The sequence below is a fragment of the Paenibacillus sp. S-38 genome (genome assembly GCF_049942825.1).
In the GTDB taxonomy this organism is placed as follows: Bacteria; Bacillota; Bacilli; order Paenibacillales; family NBRC-103111; genus Paenibacillus_G.
Map to the genome: position 1 here is coordinate 4,634,693 of NZ_CP187970.1, position 20,104 is coordinate 4,654,796.

The following is a 20,104-nucleotide window of genomic DNA, read 5'->3' on the forward strand; positions in this document are numbered from 1 at the left end:
AGGCTCGAGAAGCTGCAAACGGAAGAGCGTGGTCGGCCGCAGCTGCTTCCGGCGTCCCATGAACCCCGGCCCGCACTTCGGTTACAGCTGGGGGTTCAGGCTCCCGCGGAAGCACGGCGGCGATGGTCAGGCCCCCTGCCTGCTTCGGGCAGCTCAGTCTCCGCCTTCGTACCACAGCTCGAGCGGCAGACCGACCAGCGCTTTACCGATCCACTCCCGGGCGATGTTGTTGGACGGCCCCATGACGATACCTGCACGCGTGTCGCGGAACAGGCGCTCGAAGATGCCCTTCTTGTAGCCGTAGCCGCCGGTGACATCCAATGCCGCCTTCGCGGCTTTGGCTGCGACTTCCGCCGCATGGATCTTGAACTCGACGAGCGGCAGCAGCAGCTCCACCTGCGGGCGTCCTGCCGCCTGCAGCTCATCGAGCTGCTTCGCGAGCGACACCTGCCAAGGTTTCAGGCTCTCGATCAGCACTTTCACTTCGGCCAGCTGCTGGCGGATGATCTGGTAATCCGACAGCCGCTTGTTGAAGTCGCGGTGAATGGTGGCCTTGACGTAGTCCACGGCCGCTTCGAGCGCGGCCTGGGCGGCACCGAGCCACGTGGAGCCGAGCCCGATCAGGTAGACCGGCGACACGCCGCTCTCCAGGATCTCCCTGCCCTGCCCTTCGGTGCCGAGCTTATCCCGCGCTTCCACCCGGACGCCGTCGTATGTAATTGGTCCGCTGTGGTTGCCCCGGACGCCGAGCGCATCCCAGACGCCCGGTTTGATGCCTGGCAGGCCGCCGTCCACGATGAAGAATGAGACATCCGTCGGGGTCTGCGCCCCCGGCGTTCTCGTCTGGAACACATAGAAATCCGCCTGGCCGGAGGAGGTCGTGAACGATTTCTCAGCATTCAGGATATAATCTTCCCCGTCGCGCGAAGCTTCGCTGAAGTTGAACCACCAGTGCCCGCCCGAGGCCTTCTCGCTCGTGGAGTACGTGCCGATGGACCCGGCACCGACCGGTCTCAGCCACCTCTCCTTCTGATCTTCATTGCCGTAGAGCGCGATGGTCTGCACCGCGCCTACGTGCATGACATACACCAGAGAAGTGGACGGGCAGCCCCGGCCGACCTCTTCCGCAGCGATGGCGAAAGCGACATGGTCAAGCCCACGGCCGCCGTAGCGCTCCGGGATCAGGACGCCGTTCCAGCCGGTCTCCGCCAGCGCCTGCAGGTTCTCCCTGGGGAACCGCCCCTCCCGGTCGGTCGTTTCGGCATTCGGCCGGATGACCTCATCGACAATGCGGCGCACCTCGGCACGCAGGTTCTCATAGTCGGGTACGGCGTTTGCTTTTTCCAGTTCTACACTCATCTTCATCGCTCCTTTGGAATGATTGGGGTCTGGCACGGAATGGATATATTTATGAATTCGCCGGCACCGCTTGGATTGCGGCTTCCTTCTCGCGGACCAGCGGAATTACCTTGTCGCCGAATGCCTTGATGTCCTCATCGTAATGGAGGAAGCCGGTGAGAATCAGATCTACACCGATCTTCTTCAGTTCTATGATGCGGTCCGCAACCTGCTCCGGGGTCCCGATGAGGCCCGTCTTGAAGCCGTCGTTATACTGCACGAGATCCTCAAAATTCGAATTCGCCCACATGCCTTCCTGCTCCGGCGAAGCCTTGCCTGCGAACTGCACTTGGCTGCGGAAGCCTTCCACGGCTTCGGGGTCCGCATAGCTGATGATATCCCGAAGCACCTGGCGCGCTTCCTCTTCCGTATCACGGACGATAATGAACGCATTGACGCCGAACTTCAGGCTCCGTCCCTCGGCTGCCGCCAAGGCTTTGACTTCCTCGATCTGTGACCGGAAACCTTCCGGCGTATTGCCGTTCATGAAGTACCAGTCGGATACCCGTGCCGCCATGGCCCGGGCTGCGGCGGAGTTGCCGCCCTGGAAGACGGGAGGGAGTACCTGCGGCTTCGGCTTGTGGGGGGCTTCGTTGATCCGGTAGAAGTCTCCGCGGAAGGTGGTGGAATCCTCCGTCCACAGCTCCTTCAGGATGCGGATGAACTCTTCCGAGCGGCGGTACCGTTCATTATGATCGAGCCAGGGCTCGCCGAAGCCGTAGAACTCCCCCTTGAACCAGCCGCTGACGATGTTGACGGCCGCCCGGCCGCCGCTGATCTGATCGATCGTCGTAATGGCCTTGGCGATCGTACCCGGGTGCCAGAGTCCCGGCAGAACCGCTGCGATCAGCTTGAGCTTCGAGGTCACGGCAGCCAGCGCGGAGGCCAGCGAGATCGCTTCAAGCTGGTTCTCGGCGCCGTAGCTGGCAATGAAGCGGGTCTGCAGCAGCGCGTACTCGAACCCCGCTTCCTCAGCCAGCTTGGCGTAGGCTGCGTTGTCCTCGAAAGACCAGCCCGTTTTTTGCGGAATCTTGGAAATGACAAGGCCTCCACTGACATTCGGCACCCAATAAGCAAACTTCAAAGACATGGTCATCACCTCTATATCGAATATGGGAATAGAACAAGGGGAACCCCTTGGGCTATACGAAGCAAACAAGAATACGGGGAAGGGATAAGAAAAGGCACCTGCATCGGCGATCTTTCAGATCTGCAGGCGCCTTTAGTGAACTAATCGGCATGGGTCGGACTATAGAAGTGCGGATGATGTCCTAACAAAGGAGCTGGCTCCCCCTCTGCGGGACATGTGCGGCATCTGGGCATTACAGCGGAACCCGGCCCCTGCTCGTTTCCTTGAGCAGCCTCCATACGGGCTCGGTCAATGTGCTCTTATCAAAAGCTAGATACTGGTTCGCCAAGCCCCGGACCGGGTCTCCGGCATAGAACCGCTCGTAAAGCTGATGCCTTGCCCCGAGCGGGCTGCCGATGAGATCCCAGGCGAGCTTCAGCAGCTGCACCTTTTTCTCGGCGGATACGGTGGCTCCCTCGTAATACAGATGCATGAGCCCGGAGATCGGGCCGTAGAAATCCTCCACGCCGGAGGGGGCCTGCACAAAGCCTCCTCCCCCCACCTGCTGCAGAATCTCGACCGCTCTCGGGTACAGCTTCGTCCCGATGTTCCGGGCCGTCTCGATGAAGCTAAGATCCGGCACGAGCACACCGGACTCGTCCGGCACCGCCTTCGTCTCCGAGGCGATGACGAGCGCCCGGATCACCTGGATCTGTGTCAGCAGCTCCCCAAGCTTCTCCTGAATATGCAGGAAGCCGGTGGTCCCAATGGATTCGGCCATGGCGAAGGCCACACCGGTGATGAATTCGAGCTTGGCGACATACCGCACGATATTCTGGTGGAAGGCCAGCGAGTTCGCCGTCCGGTTCGCTCTCAGGGCCAGGACATCCTCGGGGCTGCCGTACAGGAGCACTCGCTCCCACGGTACCAGCACGTCGTCGAAGAACAGGACTGCATCCATCTCGTCATACTGCGCGCTGAGCGGATGGTTCTGCTCCTGCGCGCTCGCGAACGACTCCCGGCACACGATATGCAGTCCCGGAGCGTTCGCCGGTACGATCAGCACGTGGGCGTGGCTGCGGTCTTGAGAGCGGAAGGGCAGGAAGGAGGAGATGACGAAATCATGCGTATAGGGAGCTCCCGTCGCGATCATCTTGGCCCCGCGGAGCACCAGGCCCTCCTCCGTTTCCCGCACGACATGCAGGAACCGCTCTGCAATCCGCTCATCGTCCAGGCCGCCTGAGCGGTCAATCTGGGGATCGATGATCGCCGTGGTCAGGAACAAATCCTTGTCGCGTGCCGACTCATAGTAAGCGGTGATCTTGTCCGCAAAGCGGGGATCGAGCGCCGACAGCTGACCGCGGGCCGCATACCAGCCCGTGACGAGCGAGCGGGCATAATCCGACAGGCGGCTCATCATGCCGTGCGTGCTCTCCGACCAGACCGAGAATGCCCTGCTTCGCTGAGCGAGCTGCTCCGGCGTGTACGGCACGAGAAAGGAGCTGTGGGCATAGCGGCCGCCGGGGGAAACCGGATAGCCTACATCGTCCTGCCGGGCGGGATCGTCCAGCATCTGGAAGAGCTTCGTAATGGTAGTGAGCGTCCCCTTGAAGGCCGGATGCTCCGGAAGGCTGCTGACCTTCGTACCTCCAAGCCATACCGTACGCCCGTCATTCAAGGACTCGAGAAAGCGTTCGCCCCGCAAGTGGATCCTCCTTTCCCTCTCGGAATTCCAATCTGAAAGCTCTATCACACAAATTCAATCTCTATCACTTAAATTCCGATTGAATTGCTTTGGTATTTCTATTATCATAGCGGGTATCCCAGGATTTGCAAGCTGTCTTTTTGCCCCTGCTGATGGTTAAACAACAGATGATGCCCGGGTGTAGGATATTACCGGCATAAGCCACGGGAGCGAAGAAAGTGTGGGACCGCCCCGGGTGCGGACTCCAGCTCGAGAAAGGAGCGGCATCCTTCAGGGGCGCCCTTGTTCTGTAGTTTAAACAACATGCAGCCTCATATTGTCGGAAAAAGGGAGGAGATCCGCATGACAGCTGTTCGAACGACCGACAGGAGAATTCAGCGCACCAGACAAATGATTTTCGATGCCTTCCTCACCCTGCTGCGCCGCCGTGCCTATGAGGACATCAGTATCGTGGACATCAGCGTACAGGCCAATATTAACCGGTCGACCTTTTACGCTCATTTTGTTGACAAAGAAGATCTGCTGGGGCGGATGCTTGGTGAACATCTCGGAAGGCTGGAGGAGCTGCTGACGGGCGAGCGCTGCCGGCTGCACTCGCCGCCGACCTTCCACGACCCCGACCCGCTCTTCCTCACCCTCTTCGAGCATCTCACGGAGCATGAGGCATTCTATGGCGCCATGCTGGCCAGTCCCACCCCGGCCAATGTTCAGGGGCGGATGCAGGAGCTCCTGCGGGAGAGCCTCTACCGGCGGCTCTCCGGTATCAGGATGGACCAGAAGGTCCGGGTGCCTCTCGATCTGCTGCTGGATTACGCCTCCTTCGCCGTTCAGGGCACCGTCGCCAAATGGTTCGCGGACGACCGCATTTACTCCCCCCACCATATGGCCCTGCAGCTTACCCGGCTCTCCCTGCTCGGGACCTACGAGGCGATGGGACTCCGGCAGCCTTCCTCTACTTGAGCGCCGGTCCTCCATCCGGTGGATCACGGGTACTGAGAAACGCGGTCCGGTCAGCCACCCGGTTCAGCCGGGCACTCGATCTCCGCTGTACAGCAAAAAAACAGCCGCCTGCCCGGTGAAGGCACAGCGGCTGTTTTGTCTTTTTGTGGCATACGCCCTTGTTACTGCGAATTCCTGATTGGGTTACCGTACGGTACGATGCGTGCGCAGACCTCCCCTACCCCTTCAGGGAGCCGGCCGTCATGCCGGCGACGAAGAACCGCTGAAGGAAGATGAAGAGCAGCGCCATCGGAAGCGAAGTCACCACGACGCCGGTGAGCAGCATCGGATAGTCGGTGACGTACTCTCCTCTGAACTGCAGCATGGCGAGCGGGAGTGTCAGCTTGCTTTTCCCGTTCAGCAGGAGCATCGGCATCAGCAGATCGTTCCATACCATGACGAACAGGAAGGCGGCCGCAGCGGCCAGCGAGGGCGCCGACAGGGGAAGGGCAAAGCGCGTGTACAGCGTCCATTCTCCCGCCCCGTCAATGCTCGCGGCTTCGAGAATTTCCTTGCTGAGCAGGCCCATGAAGCCGGTCAGCAGGAAGACGGTCAGGGGCAGCAGCAGTGCCGCCGTCACCAGGATCAGTCCGGCATGCCCGTCGGTCCATCCCAGCCGGTGGACCAGTGCGTAGATCGGCAGCATGTTCACCTGCGACGGAACGATCAGGCCGGCCAGGTACAGCAGGAACAGGCCCTTGCCCAGCTTGCCGCCGAGGCGGGCGATCGCATAAGCGATCATGCTGCCGAGCAGCAGCTCCAGGAGCACCGTACCGAGCGTCACGCCTGCACTGTTCGCAAAGTAGCGCCACATCGGCTGGCTTTGGAACATGGTCGTGAAGTTCTCCACGGTGAAGGGCGACGGCCAGGATAACGGCTTCGCGAAGAAGGTCCCCGGCGTCTTGAAGGCCGAGACGAGAACGATATAGAGCGGTATGATTATGACGGCCGCATACAGGAGAAGCAGGGTACGGCGCAAGCTGTTGATCAGCATAGGGTTCACACCCTCTTCCATGGGTTAGTACGAGATGCGGGTTCGAACCAGAGATTCAGGTTATGACCAGATTCAGGCTAATAAGAAACGCGGTCCGACCGCAGCGCCCTGAACTGAAGGGCTGTCAGCACGGACAGCAGAATAAGGAACAGCATGGAGCCGGCTGCCGCCGAACCGAATTTGTAGCTGCCGAACGCCTGGTGGTAGATGTAGGTCGTCAGGATCTCCGTCGCGTAGTTGGGTCCGCCGTCCGTCATCGTAAAGATGAGATCGAAGGCCTTGAACGACTGGATAGTCGTATAGGCTAGCACGATAGTAGCCGACGGAGCGAGCAGCGGCCAGGTCACCTTGCGGAAAATCTGCCACCGTCCCCCTCCATCGATCCGGGCTGCTTCATACAGCTCCGCCGGGATGGAGTGAAGTCCGGCGATGAAGACGATCATCATCTGGCCGGCATGCGCCCACACCTGCACGGCGGCGATCGAATACAGCGCGATGTCGGCATCCCCCGTCCAGCTTAGCGCGAGGCTCTCCAGCCCGGCCTTCTGCAGGCTCAAGTTCAGCAGTCCGATCGACGGATCGTACATGAAGCTCCAGATCAAGCCCACCGAGACGGAAGACAGCACCGTGGGAAAAAAGTACAAGGCGCGCAGCAGCACGTGAATCCGGGAATTGCGCGCCAGGAGCATGGCCAGTCCAAGCGAGAGCAGCGTCTGGAAGATCACGACCACCAGCATGAATTTGACGTTGTTGAGAAAGGCCTTGCGGAAGACGATGCTCTCCAGCGTTTCCTTGTAGTTGGCGGCTCCGACCATCCGGTAGGACGGCGAGACGCCGTCCCAATCCGTGAAGGAGTAGAACATGCCCGACAGGGTCGGATAGATGAAGAGCACGAGGTACAGCAGCGTGCCGGGCAGCAGAAACAACCACAGAACGGGTGACTTCCGCATCGTTATTTCTTGATCTGCTGGTCCACGATCGCCTGGGCTTCCTTGGCCGCATCCTCTGCAGACTTGCCGCCGAGCACGGCTTGAATCGACCCGGTTACCGCCTTCTGGATCTCTCCGTTCGTGATTGTGAAGCGCGGCTGGAAGATCGTCTTCTTCGCCGACCACTCGCCTGCCGCCAGCAACTCCTTAGAGGTGTACTGCACATCTTTGACCGTCACGTTCTGGCCGGTCTCATTGGCATACGTGCCCGCCGTTTCCTTGCGGCTCAGGAATTCGAGGAACTTCTTGGCCTCTGCCGGATGCTTCGACTTGCTGTTCACCGCGAGCAGGAAGGTGCTGGTATGCACGCCCTCGTATTTGGCCTTGTCAGCCGCTGTGGTGATCGGGGCGAGCAGCTTCTGCTCCAGGTTCGGGTTCTGCTTCTGGTTCTGCGCCAGCTGGTAGGAGCCGCTCGCGAGCATCGCCGCCTTCTCCTGGATGAACAGCGCGCCTGCAGCCGGGTCCTTCGTGCCGAGCGCATTCGGCTGGAAGTAGCCTTTGTCATTGAGCTCCTTGAACTGGCTCAGCGTCTTCACCCACCACTCGTCCGTGAGCTTCGCCTTGCCTTCGCCCACCTGAACAAAGGCGTCGTCACTCGGCAGGTTGTTCATGACCATCGTGTTCATGAACTGCCCCGGACCGATGTCCGCTCCGGCGAAGGCGATCGGAATTACGCCCGCCTCCTTCAGCTTGGCGCACAGGGCCAGGAAGCCATCCCAGTCCTTCGGAGGGGTCAGACCGTATTTTTCAAACAGCTTGACGTTATAGATCGGATCGTTATAAACGAGCTGGTAAGGGACAGCGAGCTGCTTGCCGTCCTTCTTGCCCGGTCCGATCAGCGACTCATTGAAGTTCGCGAGGAAGCTTTCGCCGGACAAATCGGTGAACAGCCCCGCCTTCGCGAGCGCTTCGAACTGGGCCCCCGGAGAGGAAGCGAACACGTCTCCGCTGGTTCCGTCCGTGAGTTTCGCCTGAGCTCCCGACTGGTACTGGTCGGACGGCATCGTCTGCATCTCGACCTTGATGTTCGGGTTCTCCTGCTGGAACTTCTCAATGAGACCGTTCAGCGATTTGACATCCTCGCCCCGCCAGTGCAGGAACGAGAGCGTTACGGGGCCGGAGGCTGCCGCCTGCTTGCCGTCACCGGCCGCAGGGGCCGTCTGGGCAGACGGGCTGCCTCCGCAGCCGGCAAGCAGCGAAACGGATGAAACGGCTGCAGCCACGAGGACCGGGGTGAATTTCTTTTGGATAGGCATGGGGGTGACCCTCCTCTAATCGTCGGTTAGTTGGTAAGGTTTGCTGCGGCCTGCAAGGCAGACCACTTCTCATGGAACAGCGGCAGGGCTGTACGTCCGAAGTTCTCGGCTTCCTCCAGATGCGGATAGCCGGACAGGATGAAGGTGCTGACGCCGAGCTGGGCGTACTCCACGAGCCGGTCGGCTACCTGCTCCGCGGTGCCTACGATCAGGATCGCCCCTCCGGAGCGGACCTGCGAGAGTCCTGTCCACAGGTTCGGTCCGGCGACGAATCGGTCCGCGCGCGAGCGTTCCCGCAGTTCATTCTGCCGGCGCTGGTTCGTCGCATCCGTCTGGGCGAACGACTCCTGCGCCTTCGCAAGCAGCTCGGGGGACACCTTGGAGATCGTCTCCCAGGCTGCTGCCCAGGCCTCTTCCTCGGTATCGCGGACAAGCACCTGGGCCCTCAGGCCGTAGCGCAGCGGTCTGCGCTCGCCTCTCTCCTGCTCCAGCCCGTCCCGGATGCTCTCGATTTCGGCAATCTGCTCCCGGATCCATTCGTGCGGCTCTCCCCACATCAGGAAGGTATCCGCGTGCTCCACCGCCACCCGTTTGGCGATCGGCGAGCTGCCGCCCAGGTAGAACGGCGGGTGCGGCTGCTGGACCGTCTGCGGAGCTGCAGCCGGACGCGTCTGTTGATAGTATTTGCCGCTGAAGAGGGCCCCCTGCCCGGCAGATGCACTGCCGCCGGTGCGGAACTCCGAAACCGCCATGCCTTGCGAACCGGACAAGGACCGCTTCATGACCTCCATGTATTCGCTGGCTCTCTCATACCGCTCGTCATGAGCGTGGGCGAGCGGATCGCCAAGCTCCTCTAGATCCTGCACCGAGCTGCCTGTCACGACATTGATCATCGCGCGGCCTTCCGACAGCACGTCCAGCGCCGCCGCCATTCGTGCAGCGAGCACCGGTGCCACGAGTCCCGGACGGACCGCTACGAGCGGCCTCAGCGTCCGCGTGTGGCTCATTACGGCCGACCCGACGACCCAGGCGTCGAGGCAGGCTCCGCCGGTCGGGATCAGGACGAACCCGAAGCCGGCCGCCTCCGCCGTCTGGGCGACCTGGATCATGTAGTCCAAGGTCGGTTCTCTCTCTGGCGCTACACCCACATAGCGTCCGTCCCCTGCGGTCGGCAGGAACCATCCGAAACGGATGTCCTGCTCCTGATCCCCTCTGTACGCTTCTTTCGACTGATCTGTCATGCTTGTTTCCCCCTTCGCGGGCAATCCCTGTCTCCAGCTGCCCGGCAGACGATTTGTTCTATGGTTAACCGCTTTATGCTTCCTTGCGCTCTTCTCCGGAAGTCCGGTCGATATATTCCCAACCATACTGCTAGGAATAGTTTGCATAATGAATATTAACAATAGTTTCTCTCCGATGCAATGTCAATTCGTAGCGGGAATGATTTGTCATTTTGTGGGTTGACGACCAATTGGGCTCTTGAACTTCAGCCCCCTGAGCTCTATGATGAAACCATATCCTATGGCAAAACGAGGTCCTGCGATGCGAGACAACCTGCGAGAAGACCACCATGAATTTCTGGAAATCTATCATTTCACCCCCACGGATTACGAAAAATCCGGGCCGGCCTGGCCGATCCGGATCGGCTACAATGAGGCAAAGCCGAACTACCATATCGGGCCCCGCACCACACCCTACTACTATCTGCTGACCGTTCTGGATGGCCGCGGCACCTTCCATCAGGGCGGGCAAACCTACCCTCTCCGTCCCGGAGATCTGTTCTGTCTTTTCCCGCAGGTCACCCATGAATACTACACCGTGGCGGAGGAACCACTGCGCAAAGTCTTCTTCGCCTTCGACGGTGCGGGAGCCCGAAGTCTGCTCGCCCGCCTCGGACTGCAGGAAGAACGGCCCTATGCCGCGGGTGCCGCCGTCAAGGATGCGGTGAAGCTGCTGTGGACCTTCCTGGACCGGTCGGCGCGCGGCGCAAGCCTGCCCGGCGGACGCATGACCGATCTCGCGCGGCTTCACTATCTCCACGGCATCTTCGATCTGCTGTCGACCCATGCGGACGCTGCGAACGAGAGCGAAGTCCGCGGCGAGGCCTCTTGGCTGCAGCGGGGCAAGGAGTATCTCGAGATGCACTACTCGGACGGGATTACCGTCGAGCGTGCGGCCGACTACGTCGGCGTGGAACGGACCCACTTCTCCAAGCGGTTCCGGCACACCTACGGTCTGCCGCCCGTGCAGTACCTGCAGGAGCTCAAGATGAAGGAAGCCCGTCATCTGCTGGAGCATACGGGCTATTCGCTCTCGGAGATCGCCCATTCCGTCGGGTACCCGGACTTGTTTTCGTTCTCGAAGGCATTCAAGAAATGGACCGGACAGCCGCCTAGGGCGTACCGGGCGGTGCGTATGGCGGACAGCAGGCCAGACGATGGGCAAGGAGAGACAAATGCGGCGGGGGTTGAATGATGCCCTAACTACAATGAAATGTCCGTAGGATGGATTGGGGAACAGGTGGGGCAAGTGAAGGCCGATAACGTATAACGTGCAGAAAGCGGAGGGTTGGATGCTGGACAAACTCAGAAAAATGAAGATGATAACGGCTGTGTTGATGGGGGTATGGTTTTACTCTTTGACCATCTTGATCCATGTGCTTGTTATTTGCAGCATCATTCCATACACATGGGTCAACGGCGGACGTTCCGAATCCTTCGCTGCTCAGCTGTCACTCTCTATGATCAGTACCCTGATTGCTGTTATGGGAGTCGTATTTACACTGCTGATCGGCGGAAATAAATTAACTAAATTCAACAGAGGAATCACGGTGATCTGCTGGTTTTTGGCTGTATTTTGGTCTTTTGGGTTCATCCAGCAATGGCTCGGCACCCCTTTTGAAAAAACCGTTTGTTCGTTCGTCCTGCTTCTTGGGGTCCTCTCGCACCTGCGTATGGCAATTGAAAAACGATAACATTTTTTGAGCAGAGTCATTCGTCGCACATCTCGAATTGTCCTATTCTTATGGGCGGCTGCTTCCATGCAGGATAAAGTACAATTCGGTTCGTGCGCTTCCGGAGTCAACAGCTGCCGGAGTCCATAGCTTCCGGAATGCTCCTGGCTGTTTGGCGAATGGGATGCCTACGCTTTCGGGAATTCATTACGCGTCTCTGCAGCCGCTGCAAAGTTAGCCCCCGCGGCGCCGGCGTCGAACGAACAAAACCACGCCGTCGTCGGCGTGGCCAGATTATCCCGGTACCTTATTCTTTCCTGGGTGTGTATGTAGAGAGGAGAACGCGGAGCTGTCGCATCACGATTCCCACATGCTTGCTGTCCCTGCTCAGTCGGCTGGCCATGACGCTTCCTTCAAGGGAAGACACGATAAAGGAGGACAAAGCTTCCAAGTCCGCATCCCCCCTTATTTCTCCGGCGGATACCCCTTGCTCCAAAATCCCTTGGACCAGCCGGAGCAGCTCTTGATAAGCAGCCAATGCTTTCTCGCGGAGGATCGGCATGGTATCGTCACACTCTACAGCCGTATTCAGCAGGGGACATCCCCCTTTGATCGGAGGATGATTCACCGGGTCCACATGAACATGACATATCGCCATGATTTTGTCGATCGCCGTATCCGCCCGGCCGACCGCCGACGTGACCTGCTCCATCAGCACCCGGCCCGCATAATCGAACGCTTCCCCCGCGATCTCGTCTTTGCTCGGGAATCTCCGGTACACCGCTCCTTTGGTTAATCCGGTCGCTTCCATAATGTCCTGGATGGATGTTGCCGCATAGCCCTTCACATTGAACAATTCGGCAGATTTCATGACAATGAGCTGCCGTGCCGCATCCTCTCTGCGCATGCTTGTGTCCTCCACGTGTTCCCTCGATCGTTATCCGTCCATTGTATCATTTCTCTTGCCTAAAACTAAAGCTTGAAGTAACATGAAATCGAACCGGACGGTTCGGTTCGGTTCGGTTCAGTGGTGATAGGGCAAAAATATCTAAACAGAGAGGACCATACCCTGATGGAAACTGTCAAAATCGTCCGCATCCCCATCCTGCCCATGCACATGGTCAATGCCTACCTGCTCGTCGGTCCCGATGGCTGCATTCTCCTGGACGCAGGACTTCCGGGTTCGGAGAACAAAGTGGCAAGGGCTCTCGCCAAGGAACGGCGCACCTGGAAAGACATCAAGCTTATCGTGATCACCCATGCCCACGTCGACCATGCCGGCAGCGCGGCAGTGATCAGAGAGCTGTCCCAAGCCCCCATCGCAGCACATGCAGGGGATGCCCAGCATTTTAACCGCAGGGAGCCCATGACGTTCTGTCCTACAGGCTGGTTCGGACGTTTGTTCATCAAGACCCCGTTAATGCGTGAACCGTATATCGGGTTTGAACCGGATCTCTTGCTTACAGAACGCGGCGAGATCCCGCTGGGACCATACGGAATTCCGGGCACCGTAAAACACACGCCGGGACATACGTCCGGTTCGATCTCCATCGAGCTCCCTTCCCGGGAAGCCTTGGTGGGTGACCTTGTCGCCTCCGGAATTCTGCTCGGCGGGATCATGAGAAAGCATCATGCCATCCGTCCCCCTTTTGAAGAGGATCCGCACCTCGTTGCCCGTGAATTAACCCGCCTGCTCGATTCGGGAGTGGATAAGTTCTATATGGGTCACGGAGGCCCGCTGCATGCCCGGGAGGTCAGTCGTCATGTGCAGTCGCTGATGATGCTGCCCGGCAATCCGGACCCTGCGTTCCATTCGCATTCGTAACCCTCTCTCTATCCGAAGCCGTTGGTCCACAGGTACAAGGGTGCAGACAAGTGGACTTCTGTCAATAAAGTAGACACAAAATGAAGGAACCCTTTAAGGCTAAGCTGCTCTTTGTTCATGGTACATCTGTTCAAAGCGATGAGGCGTTTTATAACCCAAAGTGGAGTGAAGCCGTGTTCGGTTGTAGTAAAACTCGATGTAATTATAGAGTTCATCGGCTGCTTGCTTACGAGTTTTAAACTTGGTTTGGTACACAAGTTCTTTTTTCAATGTACTGTGAAAAGACTCGATACACGCATTATCATAGCAGTTACCTTTTCAACTCATGCTGCCGGTCATGAAGTAGCCTGCCAGCCGTTCTTGGTAATCACCGCTTGCATACTGAGATCCGCGGTCGGAGTGGTGGATCAAGCCAGGGGCCGGTTTCTGGCGCTTGTAAGCAAGCTCCAGGGCATCGATCACGAGCTCCCTGGTCATCCGCGCGCCTGTAGCCCAGCCTACGATTTTACGTGAATATAAGTCCATCACACTGGCTAAATATAGCCAGCCTTCGCCAGTGGCGACATAAGTAATATCTGTTACCCAGACCTTGTTGGGTGCCTCCACTTTAAACTGCTGATTTAGGGTATTGTCATGAACAGGCATGTTGTGGTTGGAATTGGTCGTTGCTTTGTATTTTCCAACCGTAATCGACTTAAGACCCATCTCTTTCATAAGGCGACTGACCGTTTTTGAGGATACAGCACAACCGTCTTCCTCTTGCAGAATCGCAGTAATCACGGGGCTGCCCGGGCGCTTCTTCAAACGGTAAAAGTGATGCCGGATGCGTTTTTTCAGCCACATCCGGTGCTTTTCCCGTTTACTAGGCTGGTGTTTTACCCACTTGTAATAGCCGCTTCTGGATACTTGTAAAACGGAGCACATCTTCTCGACACGGTACTGGAAGCGGTGTTTATGAATAAACGAAAAAATCAGTGCCGGTCTTTCGTGAAGAAGTGCATTGCCTTTTTTAAGATTTCGTTCTCCTCTTGCAGTTCGCGGGTTTGCTGCTCCAACTTCTTTAGTCGTTCGTAATCCACAAAGACTTGTGATTGTTCCGAAGCCGCACTTTTCCCGTACTGTTTGATCCAGCGGCTTAAGGTACTTTTCGGAATCCCAAGTTCCCGGGCAATCTCAATTGGCTTCTTCCCCTCCTTCTCTATATGCTCCACCGTTTTTTTCTTAAACTCACTGTCGTAACTCTCCCGTTGCTGACTCATGGCACACCTCGACCTTTGTTCGTTTGTCTTTATTATAAAGGTCGTTCCTTAAGTTGTGTCCACCGTTTAGTCTACATCCACCAGCCTTACATTAGCGCATCTGAGTTCCTTTACTTCTGGGGGGAAGCATCAAAAATTGGAAATAACGCACCGTACTTCCGCTATTTTCTTAGACGGCTTGCGCGGCAGGGGCATCGATCCCTGGTGAGATATCCATTCTCAGATCTCGAAAACAGGCATCTGCTTGCCGGAGCCCCGAACCCGCTCCTGCACGCAGATGCCCATATATAAGGGGATCCAACTTAACTTATAGTCGCCCCCTGAAACCGACGGATGCCAGGGAAAGGGCATACAGCCGGTTACAGCTCGACTTCGGTATCCTCCGCGTTCCCCCATTCGTCCCAGGATCCTTCATATGGCCTCACATCCTCATACCCGAGCAGCCGAAGCACAAAATAAGTATGCGCCCCCCGCTGGTTGGACTGGCAGTGCGGCACAATCACCCGATCTCGGCGTACGCCGGCTTCCTCGAACTCCTGCAGCAGCTGCCCGGCAGGCTTAAAGCGGACGACGCCGTTCTCGTCAGGAGGCAGCAGAGAGTCCTTCCACTCCCGGTGCACGGCTCCGGGAATATGCCCTCCCTTGCGGTTATTCCGCGTGTCCTCGCCGGTGTACTCTTCGCGTGACCGTGTGTCGAGAATGACGGCCCCTTCCAGCCTGGCCTGGATGTGCTCCTTGGTTGCGACGCTGCGTTCGTCCAGGGTCAGCTGCGCAACCGAGCCCGGTCCGGCACTCAGGGCCTCGGTGGTCACCGTATGCCCCGCTGCCTTCCATGCGGCAAAACCGCCGTTCAGCACCTTGACCCGGTCCCGCCAGCCGAACGCTTCCAGCACATAGAACACACGGGCTGCCGTGACGCCGCCGCCATCGTCATAGACGACAATCGTGCTGCCGGCCCGGCCGCCGCTCTCGTTGAAGACCTCCCGTATGGCCTCAGCGGAGGCGAAGGTGCGGCCGGCCGTGTCTTTGAGCCGTTTGACATCGAGCCACGACGCCCCCGGGATATGCCCTTCTCCGTAGCCCTGGGCCCGGGCATCCAGCAGGATGATATCCGAAGAGGCTGCATGCTCCTGCACCCAATCCGGCTCCACCAGCAGATGGGCATTCGGATAATCGTCCCTCTGCTCTTCCCCAACCCTTTGCGTATTTGTTTCTTCATCATGCGTCACGATGAAATCCTTCCCCTCGTCAATGGTCACCGCCATGCTCCTCTCCTTCTCATGATCCATGATATACCGATATACCGGCCAAGCCCAGATTCTCCCTCAGCGTTCGGCCGGTATATCGCTCGGGGAACAAGCCCCGCCGCTGCAGCTCCGGCACCACCAGCCCGAGGAACGCCTCAACGCCGCCAAAGGCAAGCTGCGGCATCACATTGAAGCCGTCCGCCGCGCCGCCGAGGAACCACGCTTCCATCACATCCGCCACCTTCTTGGGTGTGCCGGTAACCGCAAGCTGCCCGCTGCCCGACCAATGCTTGTGCACGAACTCCCGGATCGTCAGCTGTTCTTGGCTGAGGATATTGCGGACCAGCGCATGGAACGAATGATAGGCATTCACATCCTGGGGCTCGGGCAGCGGGGGAAACGGATCGTCGAGCGAGTAGGCGGAGAAGTCCATGCCCAGCAGATTGGACAGCGACATCACGGAGCGCTCCACGGAGATGATCGCGCGAAGCTCCGCCGCCTTCTGCTCCGCCTCCGCCTCGGTGGCGCCCACCGTAACGAGAAGCCCCGGCAGCACCTTGAGCCCCTCCGGGCTGCGGCCGGCCAGAACGGTGCGCTGCTTGATGTCCCGGTAGAACTCCCGAGCCTCCTCCAGCGTCGGCTGCACCGTGAAGATCATCTCGGCGTACCGGGCCGCCAGGTCCCTGCCCTCATCGGAGGCCCCGGCCTGCACCAGCAGCGGCCTTCCCTGCGGGCAGCGGATCGCATTCAATGCGCCGCGGACGGAAAAATGGGTGCCTTCGTGGCGAATATCGTGCACCTTGGCCGGGTCGGCGTAGATACCCGCCGCCTTATCCTGCACAAGTGCATCCTCCTCCCAGCTGTCCCACAGCTTCAGCACGACCTCCGTGAACTCCCGGGCCCGCTCGTACCGAAGCGCGTGGGGAGGAAGGCCTTTCAGGCCGAAGTTAAAGGCCGTACGCTCGACCCCGGTCGTGACGATGTTCCAGCCGGCCCGGCCGCCGCTGATCGCGTCCAGCGACGAGAAGAAGCGGGCCGTACAATACGGCTCGCCAAAGGTCGTGGATGCGGTAGCGATCAGTCCGATGTGCTCCGTGACCGAGGCAATCGAAGATAACAGCGTCAGCGGCTCGAAGCTGAGGATCGGTCCGTGCCGGACGGCTTCGACCTCAACGGACAGGCCGTCCGCCAGAAACAGCGAGTCGATCCTCGCCTGCTCGGCGAGTCGGGCCAGCCGGTGATAATGCCGGATGTCATGGAGCTCCTCCAGCCGGGTATCGGGATGGCGCCAGGCGCCGCGGTGGGAGCCGGCCGGGCTCAGGAGCAGGTTCAGAATCATTCGTCTGCCTGTCGTTGTTCCCATGTCCAACGGTCACCTCCCCTGTCCTACGGGTGTCTTAGGCTCCCACACGCTGCTTGGCAGCTCGCGCCGCAGCACCGGCACGACTTCTTCGGCGAACCGGTGCAGCTGCTCCTGCTGCTCCGCCTCGGATAAGCCATCTACACTGATGCTCAGCACGCTGTGCCCGAAGGCGGCATGATAATCTAGAATCTTCTCGATCACCCGATCGGGGCTGCCCACCAGGATGGGCCCGTTCTCCATCTGATCCTCGAGATCCTTGAACGGGGACTGGTTATGCTGTGCGGAGGCCGTGGCCTGCACGGCGTCATAGTAGGGACGGAACCGCCGGACCGCCTCCTCGCACGTATCCGCCAGAAACAGGCTGCCCGCTCCCGCTCCGACGACCGCGTCCTCCGGATCTCGCCCATAATAGGCCCACCGCTCGCGGTAATGGTCGATCAGCGCCTTGTATTTGGCTTTGGGGTGGAACGTATTCGAAGAGAAGATCGGCTCCCCGTACCTTGCCGCAAGCTCCGTGGACAGCGGGCTCGAGGCGCTGCCGTGCCACACGGGAATCGGCTGCTGCAGCGGCCTCGGCTGGGTAGTGACGCCGCTGATGGGCGGGCGGTAGCGCCCTTCCCAGTACACGTCCTCCTCATCCCACAAGCGCCGGAGCAGCGCATAGCGCTCGGCCATCGATTCCCACTGCTCTTCTTCCGTAATCCCGAAGAGCGGATAATGGCGCGGGTCGTTGCCTTTGCCGATGATCATCTCGAGCCTTCCGCCGCAGAGGTGGTCCAGGGTCGCGTAATCCTCGGCCACGCGGACCGGGTCCAGCACGCTGAGCACGGTGACCGTCGTCAGCAGCCGGATGCGACTGGTTCTCCCCGCGATGGCGGTCAGGAGCACCGGCGGCGAGGAAGAGAGGAACGGAGCGCCGTGCCGCTCCCCCACGCCGTAGGCGTCAAAGCCCAGCCGTTCGGCCAGCTCCGCCTGCCGGATCACATTCTCAAGCTTCTGCCCGGTCGTGAAGGATTCCCCGGTGATGGCGTTCGGAAGATTCATAACGAGACTGAGCAATGCGATCTTCATGCTGTCCCTGCTCCCTTCGAGTGATGGCCAAACAATCGCTGCTTGAGCGGTCTATTGGACGGCCGATAGAAGTTTCGATCCGCCGGTTAGCGGCAGCCGGTAAGCTTCCACCACCGTCCGTTCGTCGCCGCCGGGAAAATCAAACTCCGGCGCCCGCTCGAAGCCGAGGCTGCGGTACAGCCGCACCGCAGCACGCATCTGCTGCGTCGTATGCAGCCCGAGGAACGGGTCACCGCTCTGCCTCGCCCGCTCCGCGCATTCACGGATCAGCGAGGTGGCTATGCCCTGCCCCCGTGCGTCGGGGTGAACGGCAAGCAGGCGGATCTCGCGGTACGGGATATTCGCCTGGAGCTTCTCGTACAGCCGCTCTACCGGCGGGTACAGGAGAAGGCTGCCGAGCAGCCTTCCGCCCCGGGCGGCGATGATCCGCTCGGCGGGCAGTTCCTCACGGAACCACAGGTCACGCATCGACTGCTTGTAGCCCTCCCAGAACTCCCCGCTGTAGCTGTCCCGGTATTCGCTGTAGGCTTCAACGGACAGGGAGACGGCTTCTTCCCGTTCTCCGGGACGCGCGTTCCTGATCTGCAGCTCGGCTGTGATGGACATGAGCAAGGCACACCCTTTCGCAATGAAAAATATGTACATGCGAAGCGGCTCCCTAAGAGGCTTCGCACGCGATGCATTAAGCCGTTTGTTTTCTAAGTTGTTGGTTATGTTGGTTGCTGCTTATGTTGTTAGCTGCTTATGTTGTTAGCTGTATGATGCCGCTTCCCGTTTGCCGTTTGATCCCAATTTCGGCCTTATGCCGTTTCGTTCGCCTGCACGGCTCCCTTGCGGAAGCGTGACAGCAGGAAGGGCTGCAGATCGAACTCGCAGCTTCCCCGGGTGATAAGATCGGCGAGAATCTCCCCTACGACGCTCGCGAACTTGAACCCGTGCCCCGAGAAGCCCGAAGCATAATAGACGCCGGCCAGAACCGGGGCCCGGTCGATAATGAAATGCTCGTCGGGGCTGCGCTCGTACCGGCAGATGCCCCCGCGGAGCAGCTGGCCTGCAGCCGAAGGCATATAGGCCGCCAGCGCGCTGCGCAGATCCCCTTCGTCCTCCGGATAGGCGCCGAAGTCCTCCGGCGTTTCACCGTCCCCGAAGAGGCGTCCGGTATCGTGGCGCCCGATCTTGAGACCCGAACCTCCGAAGCTCGGGAAGCCGTAGTAGCCTCCCTGCGAGCCGCCGATCGTAAAGCCCGGGAAGTTCTCTGCGCTGAACAGACGCTCCTCGGCCTCGAACCAGCCGACCGTTTTGCGGACGGCCTGCACGGGAAGCGGAAACCTTGGAATGCTGGCTGCGCCGGCGCCTGCGGTAAGGATCAGCTTCTCCGCATGAAAGTCGCCGACCGGAGTCGAGACGGTCACGCTCTTCGCCAGCGTCGTGATCCCGGTGACCCGGGTATACGGGAGCAGCAGAGCGCCGTGGGCCAGGGCCACCTCCCGGTAGGCCCGGACGCATTCCTCGCTGAGGAGGACTCCGGCGTCCTTCTCGTACAGGCCAACGTAATGTTCGGGCGGCGTGATGCCCGGCCAGCGGCTCCCGATCTCCGCCGCGCTGAGCCATTCGACGTTCAGGTCGAAGGTCTTGGAGGCTTCGAGCTTGCCGAGCAGGCTCGGATGGCTGGCCGGCGTCATGTTGAGCACGCCGGTCGGCAGGAAGAGCTTCCGGCCCGTGGCCTCCTCCAGTTCCCTCCACAGCTCGTGCGCCCGAATCGCCATGCGGACATAGGTCGGGCCGCCGGTATAGGCATGGCGGAGCAGCCGCGTCTCCCCGTGGTGGCTCCCCCCCGTATGCGGCGGGTCATTGGCGTCAATGAGCAGCACACGGCGGCCGCGCTGCGCCAGATGTGCGCCGGCGCTCATCCCCATAGAGCCTGCTCCGATGACAATAACATCATAAGATGTGTGCATAAACCTCCTCCTCTTCCT

The 20,104-nt window shown here is 59.7% G+C and carries 17 protein-coding genes and 1 pseudogene; 4 read left to right on the top strand and 14 right to left on the bottom strand.

Annotated elements, in window-relative coordinates; all coding sequences use genetic code 11:
* Positions 1 to 153: 153 nt before the first annotated feature.
* The 3 genes from ACP26L_RS20555 to ACP26L_RS20565 form a co-directional block, all read right to left on the bottom strand.
* Complete coding sequence (locus tag ACP26L_RS20555) at positions 154 to 1,359, bottom strand: acyl-CoA dehydrogenase family protein (protein WP_426445912.1); 1,206 nt, start codon at positions 1,357 to 1,359, stop codon at positions 154 to 156.
* Positions 1,360 to 1,408: 49 nt separating this feature from the next.
* Positions 1,409 to 2,488, bottom strand: coding sequence for a dimethylsulfone monooxygenase SfnG (sfnG, locus tag ACP26L_RS20560; protein WP_426445914.1), 1,080 nt, complete (start codon positions 2,486 to 2,488; stop codon positions 1,409 to 1,411).
* A 232-nt stretch (positions 2,489 to 2,720) separates the two neighbouring features.
* Positions 2,721 to 4,172, bottom strand: a complete 1,452-nt coding sequence (locus ACP26L_RS20565) for a 4-hydroxyphenylacetate 3-hydroxylase family protein (RefSeq protein WP_426445916.1) — start codon at positions 4,170 to 4,172, stop codon at positions 2,721 to 2,723.
* Positions 4,173 to 4,514: 342 nt separating this feature from the next.
* Between ACP26L_RS20565 and ACP26L_RS20570 the strand changes: the two genes are divergently transcribed.
* Positions 4,515 to 5,132, top strand: a complete 618-nt coding sequence (locus ACP26L_RS20570; protein WP_426445918.1) for a TetR/AcrR family transcriptional regulator — start codon at positions 4,515 to 4,517, stop codon at positions 5,130 to 5,132.
* A gap of 217 nt (positions 5,133 to 5,349) precedes the next feature.
* Here the strand turns inward: ACP26L_RS20570 and ACP26L_RS20575 are convergent, their stop codons facing one another.
* The 4 genes from ACP26L_RS20575 to ACP26L_RS20590 form a co-directional block, all read right to left on the bottom strand.
* A complete protein-coding gene (locus ACP26L_RS20575) occupies positions 5,350 to 6,165 on the bottom strand; it encodes a carbohydrate ABC transporter permease (protein WP_426445920.1) in 816 nt (271 codons plus the stop codon).
* 77 nt (positions 6,166 to 6,242) lie between these two features.
* Positions 6,243 to 7,115 (bottom strand): carbohydrate ABC transporter permease, encoded by an 873-nt coding sequence (locus ACP26L_RS20580; protein ID WP_426445921.1) that lies wholly within the window; start codon positions 7,113 to 7,115, stop codon positions 6,243 to 6,245.
* Positions 7,116 to 7,117: 2 nt separating this feature from the next.
* A complete protein-coding gene (locus tag ACP26L_RS20585) occupies positions 7,118 to 8,410 on the bottom strand; it encodes an ABC transporter substrate-binding protein (RefSeq protein WP_426445923.1) in 1,293 nt (430 codons plus the stop codon).
* A 26-nt stretch (positions 8,411 to 8,436) separates the two neighbouring features.
* A complete protein-coding gene (locus ACP26L_RS20590) occupies positions 8,437 to 9,651 on the bottom strand; it encodes an LLM class flavin-dependent oxidoreductase (protein WP_426445925.1) in 1,215 nt (404 codons plus the stop codon).
* Positions 9,652 to 9,952: 301 nt separating this feature from the next.
* Between ACP26L_RS20590 and ACP26L_RS20595 the strand changes: the two genes are divergently transcribed.
* Entirely contained in the window at positions 9,953 to 10,885 is a 933-nt protein-coding gene (locus ACP26L_RS20595; protein WP_426445926.1) for an AraC family transcriptional regulator, read from the top strand.
* A gap of 76 nt (positions 10,886 to 10,961) precedes the next feature.
* Positions 10,962 to 11,384, top strand: a complete 423-nt coding sequence (locus tag ACP26L_RS20600) for a hypothetical protein (RefSeq protein ID WP_426445928.1) — start codon at positions 10,962 to 10,964, stop codon at positions 11,382 to 11,384.
* 286 nt (positions 11,385 to 11,670) lie between these two features.
* Here ACP26L_RS20600 and ACP26L_RS20605 read toward each other — a convergent pair whose 3' ends face one another.
* A complete protein-coding gene (locus ACP26L_RS20605; protein ID WP_426445930.1) occupies positions 11,671 to 12,270 on the bottom strand; it encodes a TetR/AcrR family transcriptional regulator in 600 nt (199 codons plus the stop codon).
* Between the two features lie 165 nt (positions 12,271 to 12,435).
* On the opposite strand from ACP26L_RS20605, the gene ACP26L_RS20610 reads away from it, so the two are divergent.
* The gene (locus tag ACP26L_RS20610) at positions 12,436 to 13,188 is read left to right on the top strand and encodes an MBL fold metallo-hydrolase (RefSeq protein WP_426445932.1); all 753 of its coding nucleotides are present in this window, start codon (positions 12,436 to 12,438) and stop codon (positions 13,186 to 13,188) included.
* A gap of 99 nt (positions 13,189 to 13,287) precedes the next feature.
* Here the strand turns inward: ACP26L_RS20610 and ACP26L_RS20615 are convergent.
* From ACP26L_RS20615 to solA, 6 genes and pseudogenes are all read right to left on the bottom strand, one after another.
* A pseudogene (locus tag ACP26L_RS20615) lies at positions 13,288 to 14,447 on the bottom strand (IS3 family transposase).
* A gap of 359 nt (positions 14,448 to 14,806) precedes the next feature.
* Positions 14,807 to 15,736 (bottom strand): sulfurtransferase, encoded by a 930-nt coding sequence (locus ACP26L_RS20620; RefSeq protein ID WP_426445934.1) that lies wholly within the window; start codon positions 15,734 to 15,736, stop codon positions 14,807 to 14,809.
* The gene (locus ACP26L_RS20625) at positions 15,726 to 17,057 is read right to left on the bottom strand and encodes an LLM class flavin-dependent oxidoreductase (protein WP_426445936.1); all 1,332 of its coding nucleotides are present in this window, start codon (positions 17,055 to 17,057) and stop codon (positions 15,726 to 15,728) included. The genes ACP26L_RS20620 and ACP26L_RS20625 overlap by 11 nt, the downstream gene beginning before the upstream one ends.
* Before the next feature lie 9 nt (positions 17,058 to 17,066).
* On the bottom strand, positions 17,067 to 18,128 hold the full coding sequence (locus ACP26L_RS20630; RefSeq protein ID WP_426445938.1) for an LLM class flavin-dependent oxidoreductase: 1,062 nt from the start codon (positions 18,126 to 18,128) through the stop codon (positions 17,067 to 17,069).
* Between the two features lie 51 nt (positions 18,129 to 18,179).
* Positions 18,180 to 18,734 carry a GNAT family N-acetyltransferase gene (locus ACP26L_RS20635; RefSeq protein ID WP_426445940.1) on the bottom strand — a complete coding sequence of 185 codons (555 nt, stop codon included), beginning with the start codon at positions 18,732 to 18,734 and terminating at the stop codon, positions 18,180 to 18,182.
* A 194-nt stretch (positions 18,735 to 18,928) separates the two neighbouring features.
* Positions 18,929 to 20,086: an N-methyl-L-tryptophan oxidase gene (gene solA, locus ACP26L_RS20640; protein ID WP_426445941.1), complete on the bottom strand. Its 1,158-nt coding sequence runs from the start codon at positions 20,084 to 20,086 to the stop codon at positions 18,929 to 18,931.
* Positions 20,087 to 20,104 lie beyond the last annotated feature (18 nt).

Bases quoted from the DNA above. Each gene is read 5' to 3' on its own strand.
- ACP26L_RS20590 (WP_426445925.1), bottom strand. From the start codon at position 9,651: ATGACAGATCAGTCGAAAGAAGCGTACAGAGGGGATCAGGAGCAGGAC.
- ACP26L_RS20595 (WP_426445926.1), top strand. From the start codon at position 9,953: ATGCGAGACAACCTGCGAGAAGACCACCATGAATTTCTGGAAATCTAT.
- ACP26L_RS20620 (WP_426445934.1), bottom strand. From the start codon at position 15,736: ATGGATCATGAGAAGGAGAGGAGCATGGCGGTGACCATTGACGAGGGG.
- ACP26L_RS20555 (WP_426445912.1), bottom strand. From the start codon at position 1,359: ATGAGTGTAGAACTGGAAAAAGCAAACGCCGTACCCGACTATGAGAAC.
- solA (WP_426445941.1), bottom strand. From the start codon at position 20,086: ATGCACACATCTTATGATGTTATTGTCATCGGAGCAGGCTCTATGGGG.
- ACP26L_RS20625 (WP_426445936.1), bottom strand. From the start codon at position 17,057: ATGGGAACAACGACAGGCAGACGAATGATTCTGAACCTGCTCCTGAGC.
- ACP26L_RS20605 (WP_426445930.1), bottom strand. From the start codon at position 12,270: ATGCGCAGAGAGGATGCGGCACGGCAGCTCATTGTCATGAAATCTGCC.
- ACP26L_RS20610 (WP_426445932.1), top strand. From the start codon at position 12,436: ATGGAAACTGTCAAAATCGTCCGCATCCCCATCCTGCCCATGCACATG.
- ACP26L_RS20570 (WP_426445918.1), top strand. From the start codon at position 4,515: ATGACAGCTGTTCGAACGACCGACAGGAGAATTCAGCGCACCAGACAA.
- ACP26L_RS20580 (WP_426445921.1), bottom strand. From the start codon at position 7,115: ATGCGGAAGTCACCCGTTCTGTGGTTGTTTCTGCTGCCCGGCACGCTG.
- ACP26L_RS20585 (WP_426445923.1), bottom strand. From the start codon at position 8,410: ATGCCTATCCAAAAGAAATTCACCCCGGTCCTCGTGGCTGCAGCCGTT.
- sfnG (WP_426445914.1), bottom strand. From the start codon at position 2,488: ATGTCTTTGAAGTTTGCTTATTGGGTGCCGAATGTCAGTGGAGGCCTT.
- ACP26L_RS20630 (WP_426445938.1), bottom strand. From the start codon at position 18,128: ATGAAGATCGCATTGCTCAGTCTCGTTATGAATCTTCCGAACGCCATC.
- ACP26L_RS20635 (WP_426445940.1), bottom strand. From the start codon at position 18,734: ATGTCCATCACAGCCGAGCTGCAGATCAGGAACGCGCGTCCCGGAGAA.
- ACP26L_RS20575 (WP_426445920.1), bottom strand. From the start codon at position 6,165: ATGCTGATCAACAGCTTGCGCCGTACCCTGCTTCTCCTGTATGCGGCC.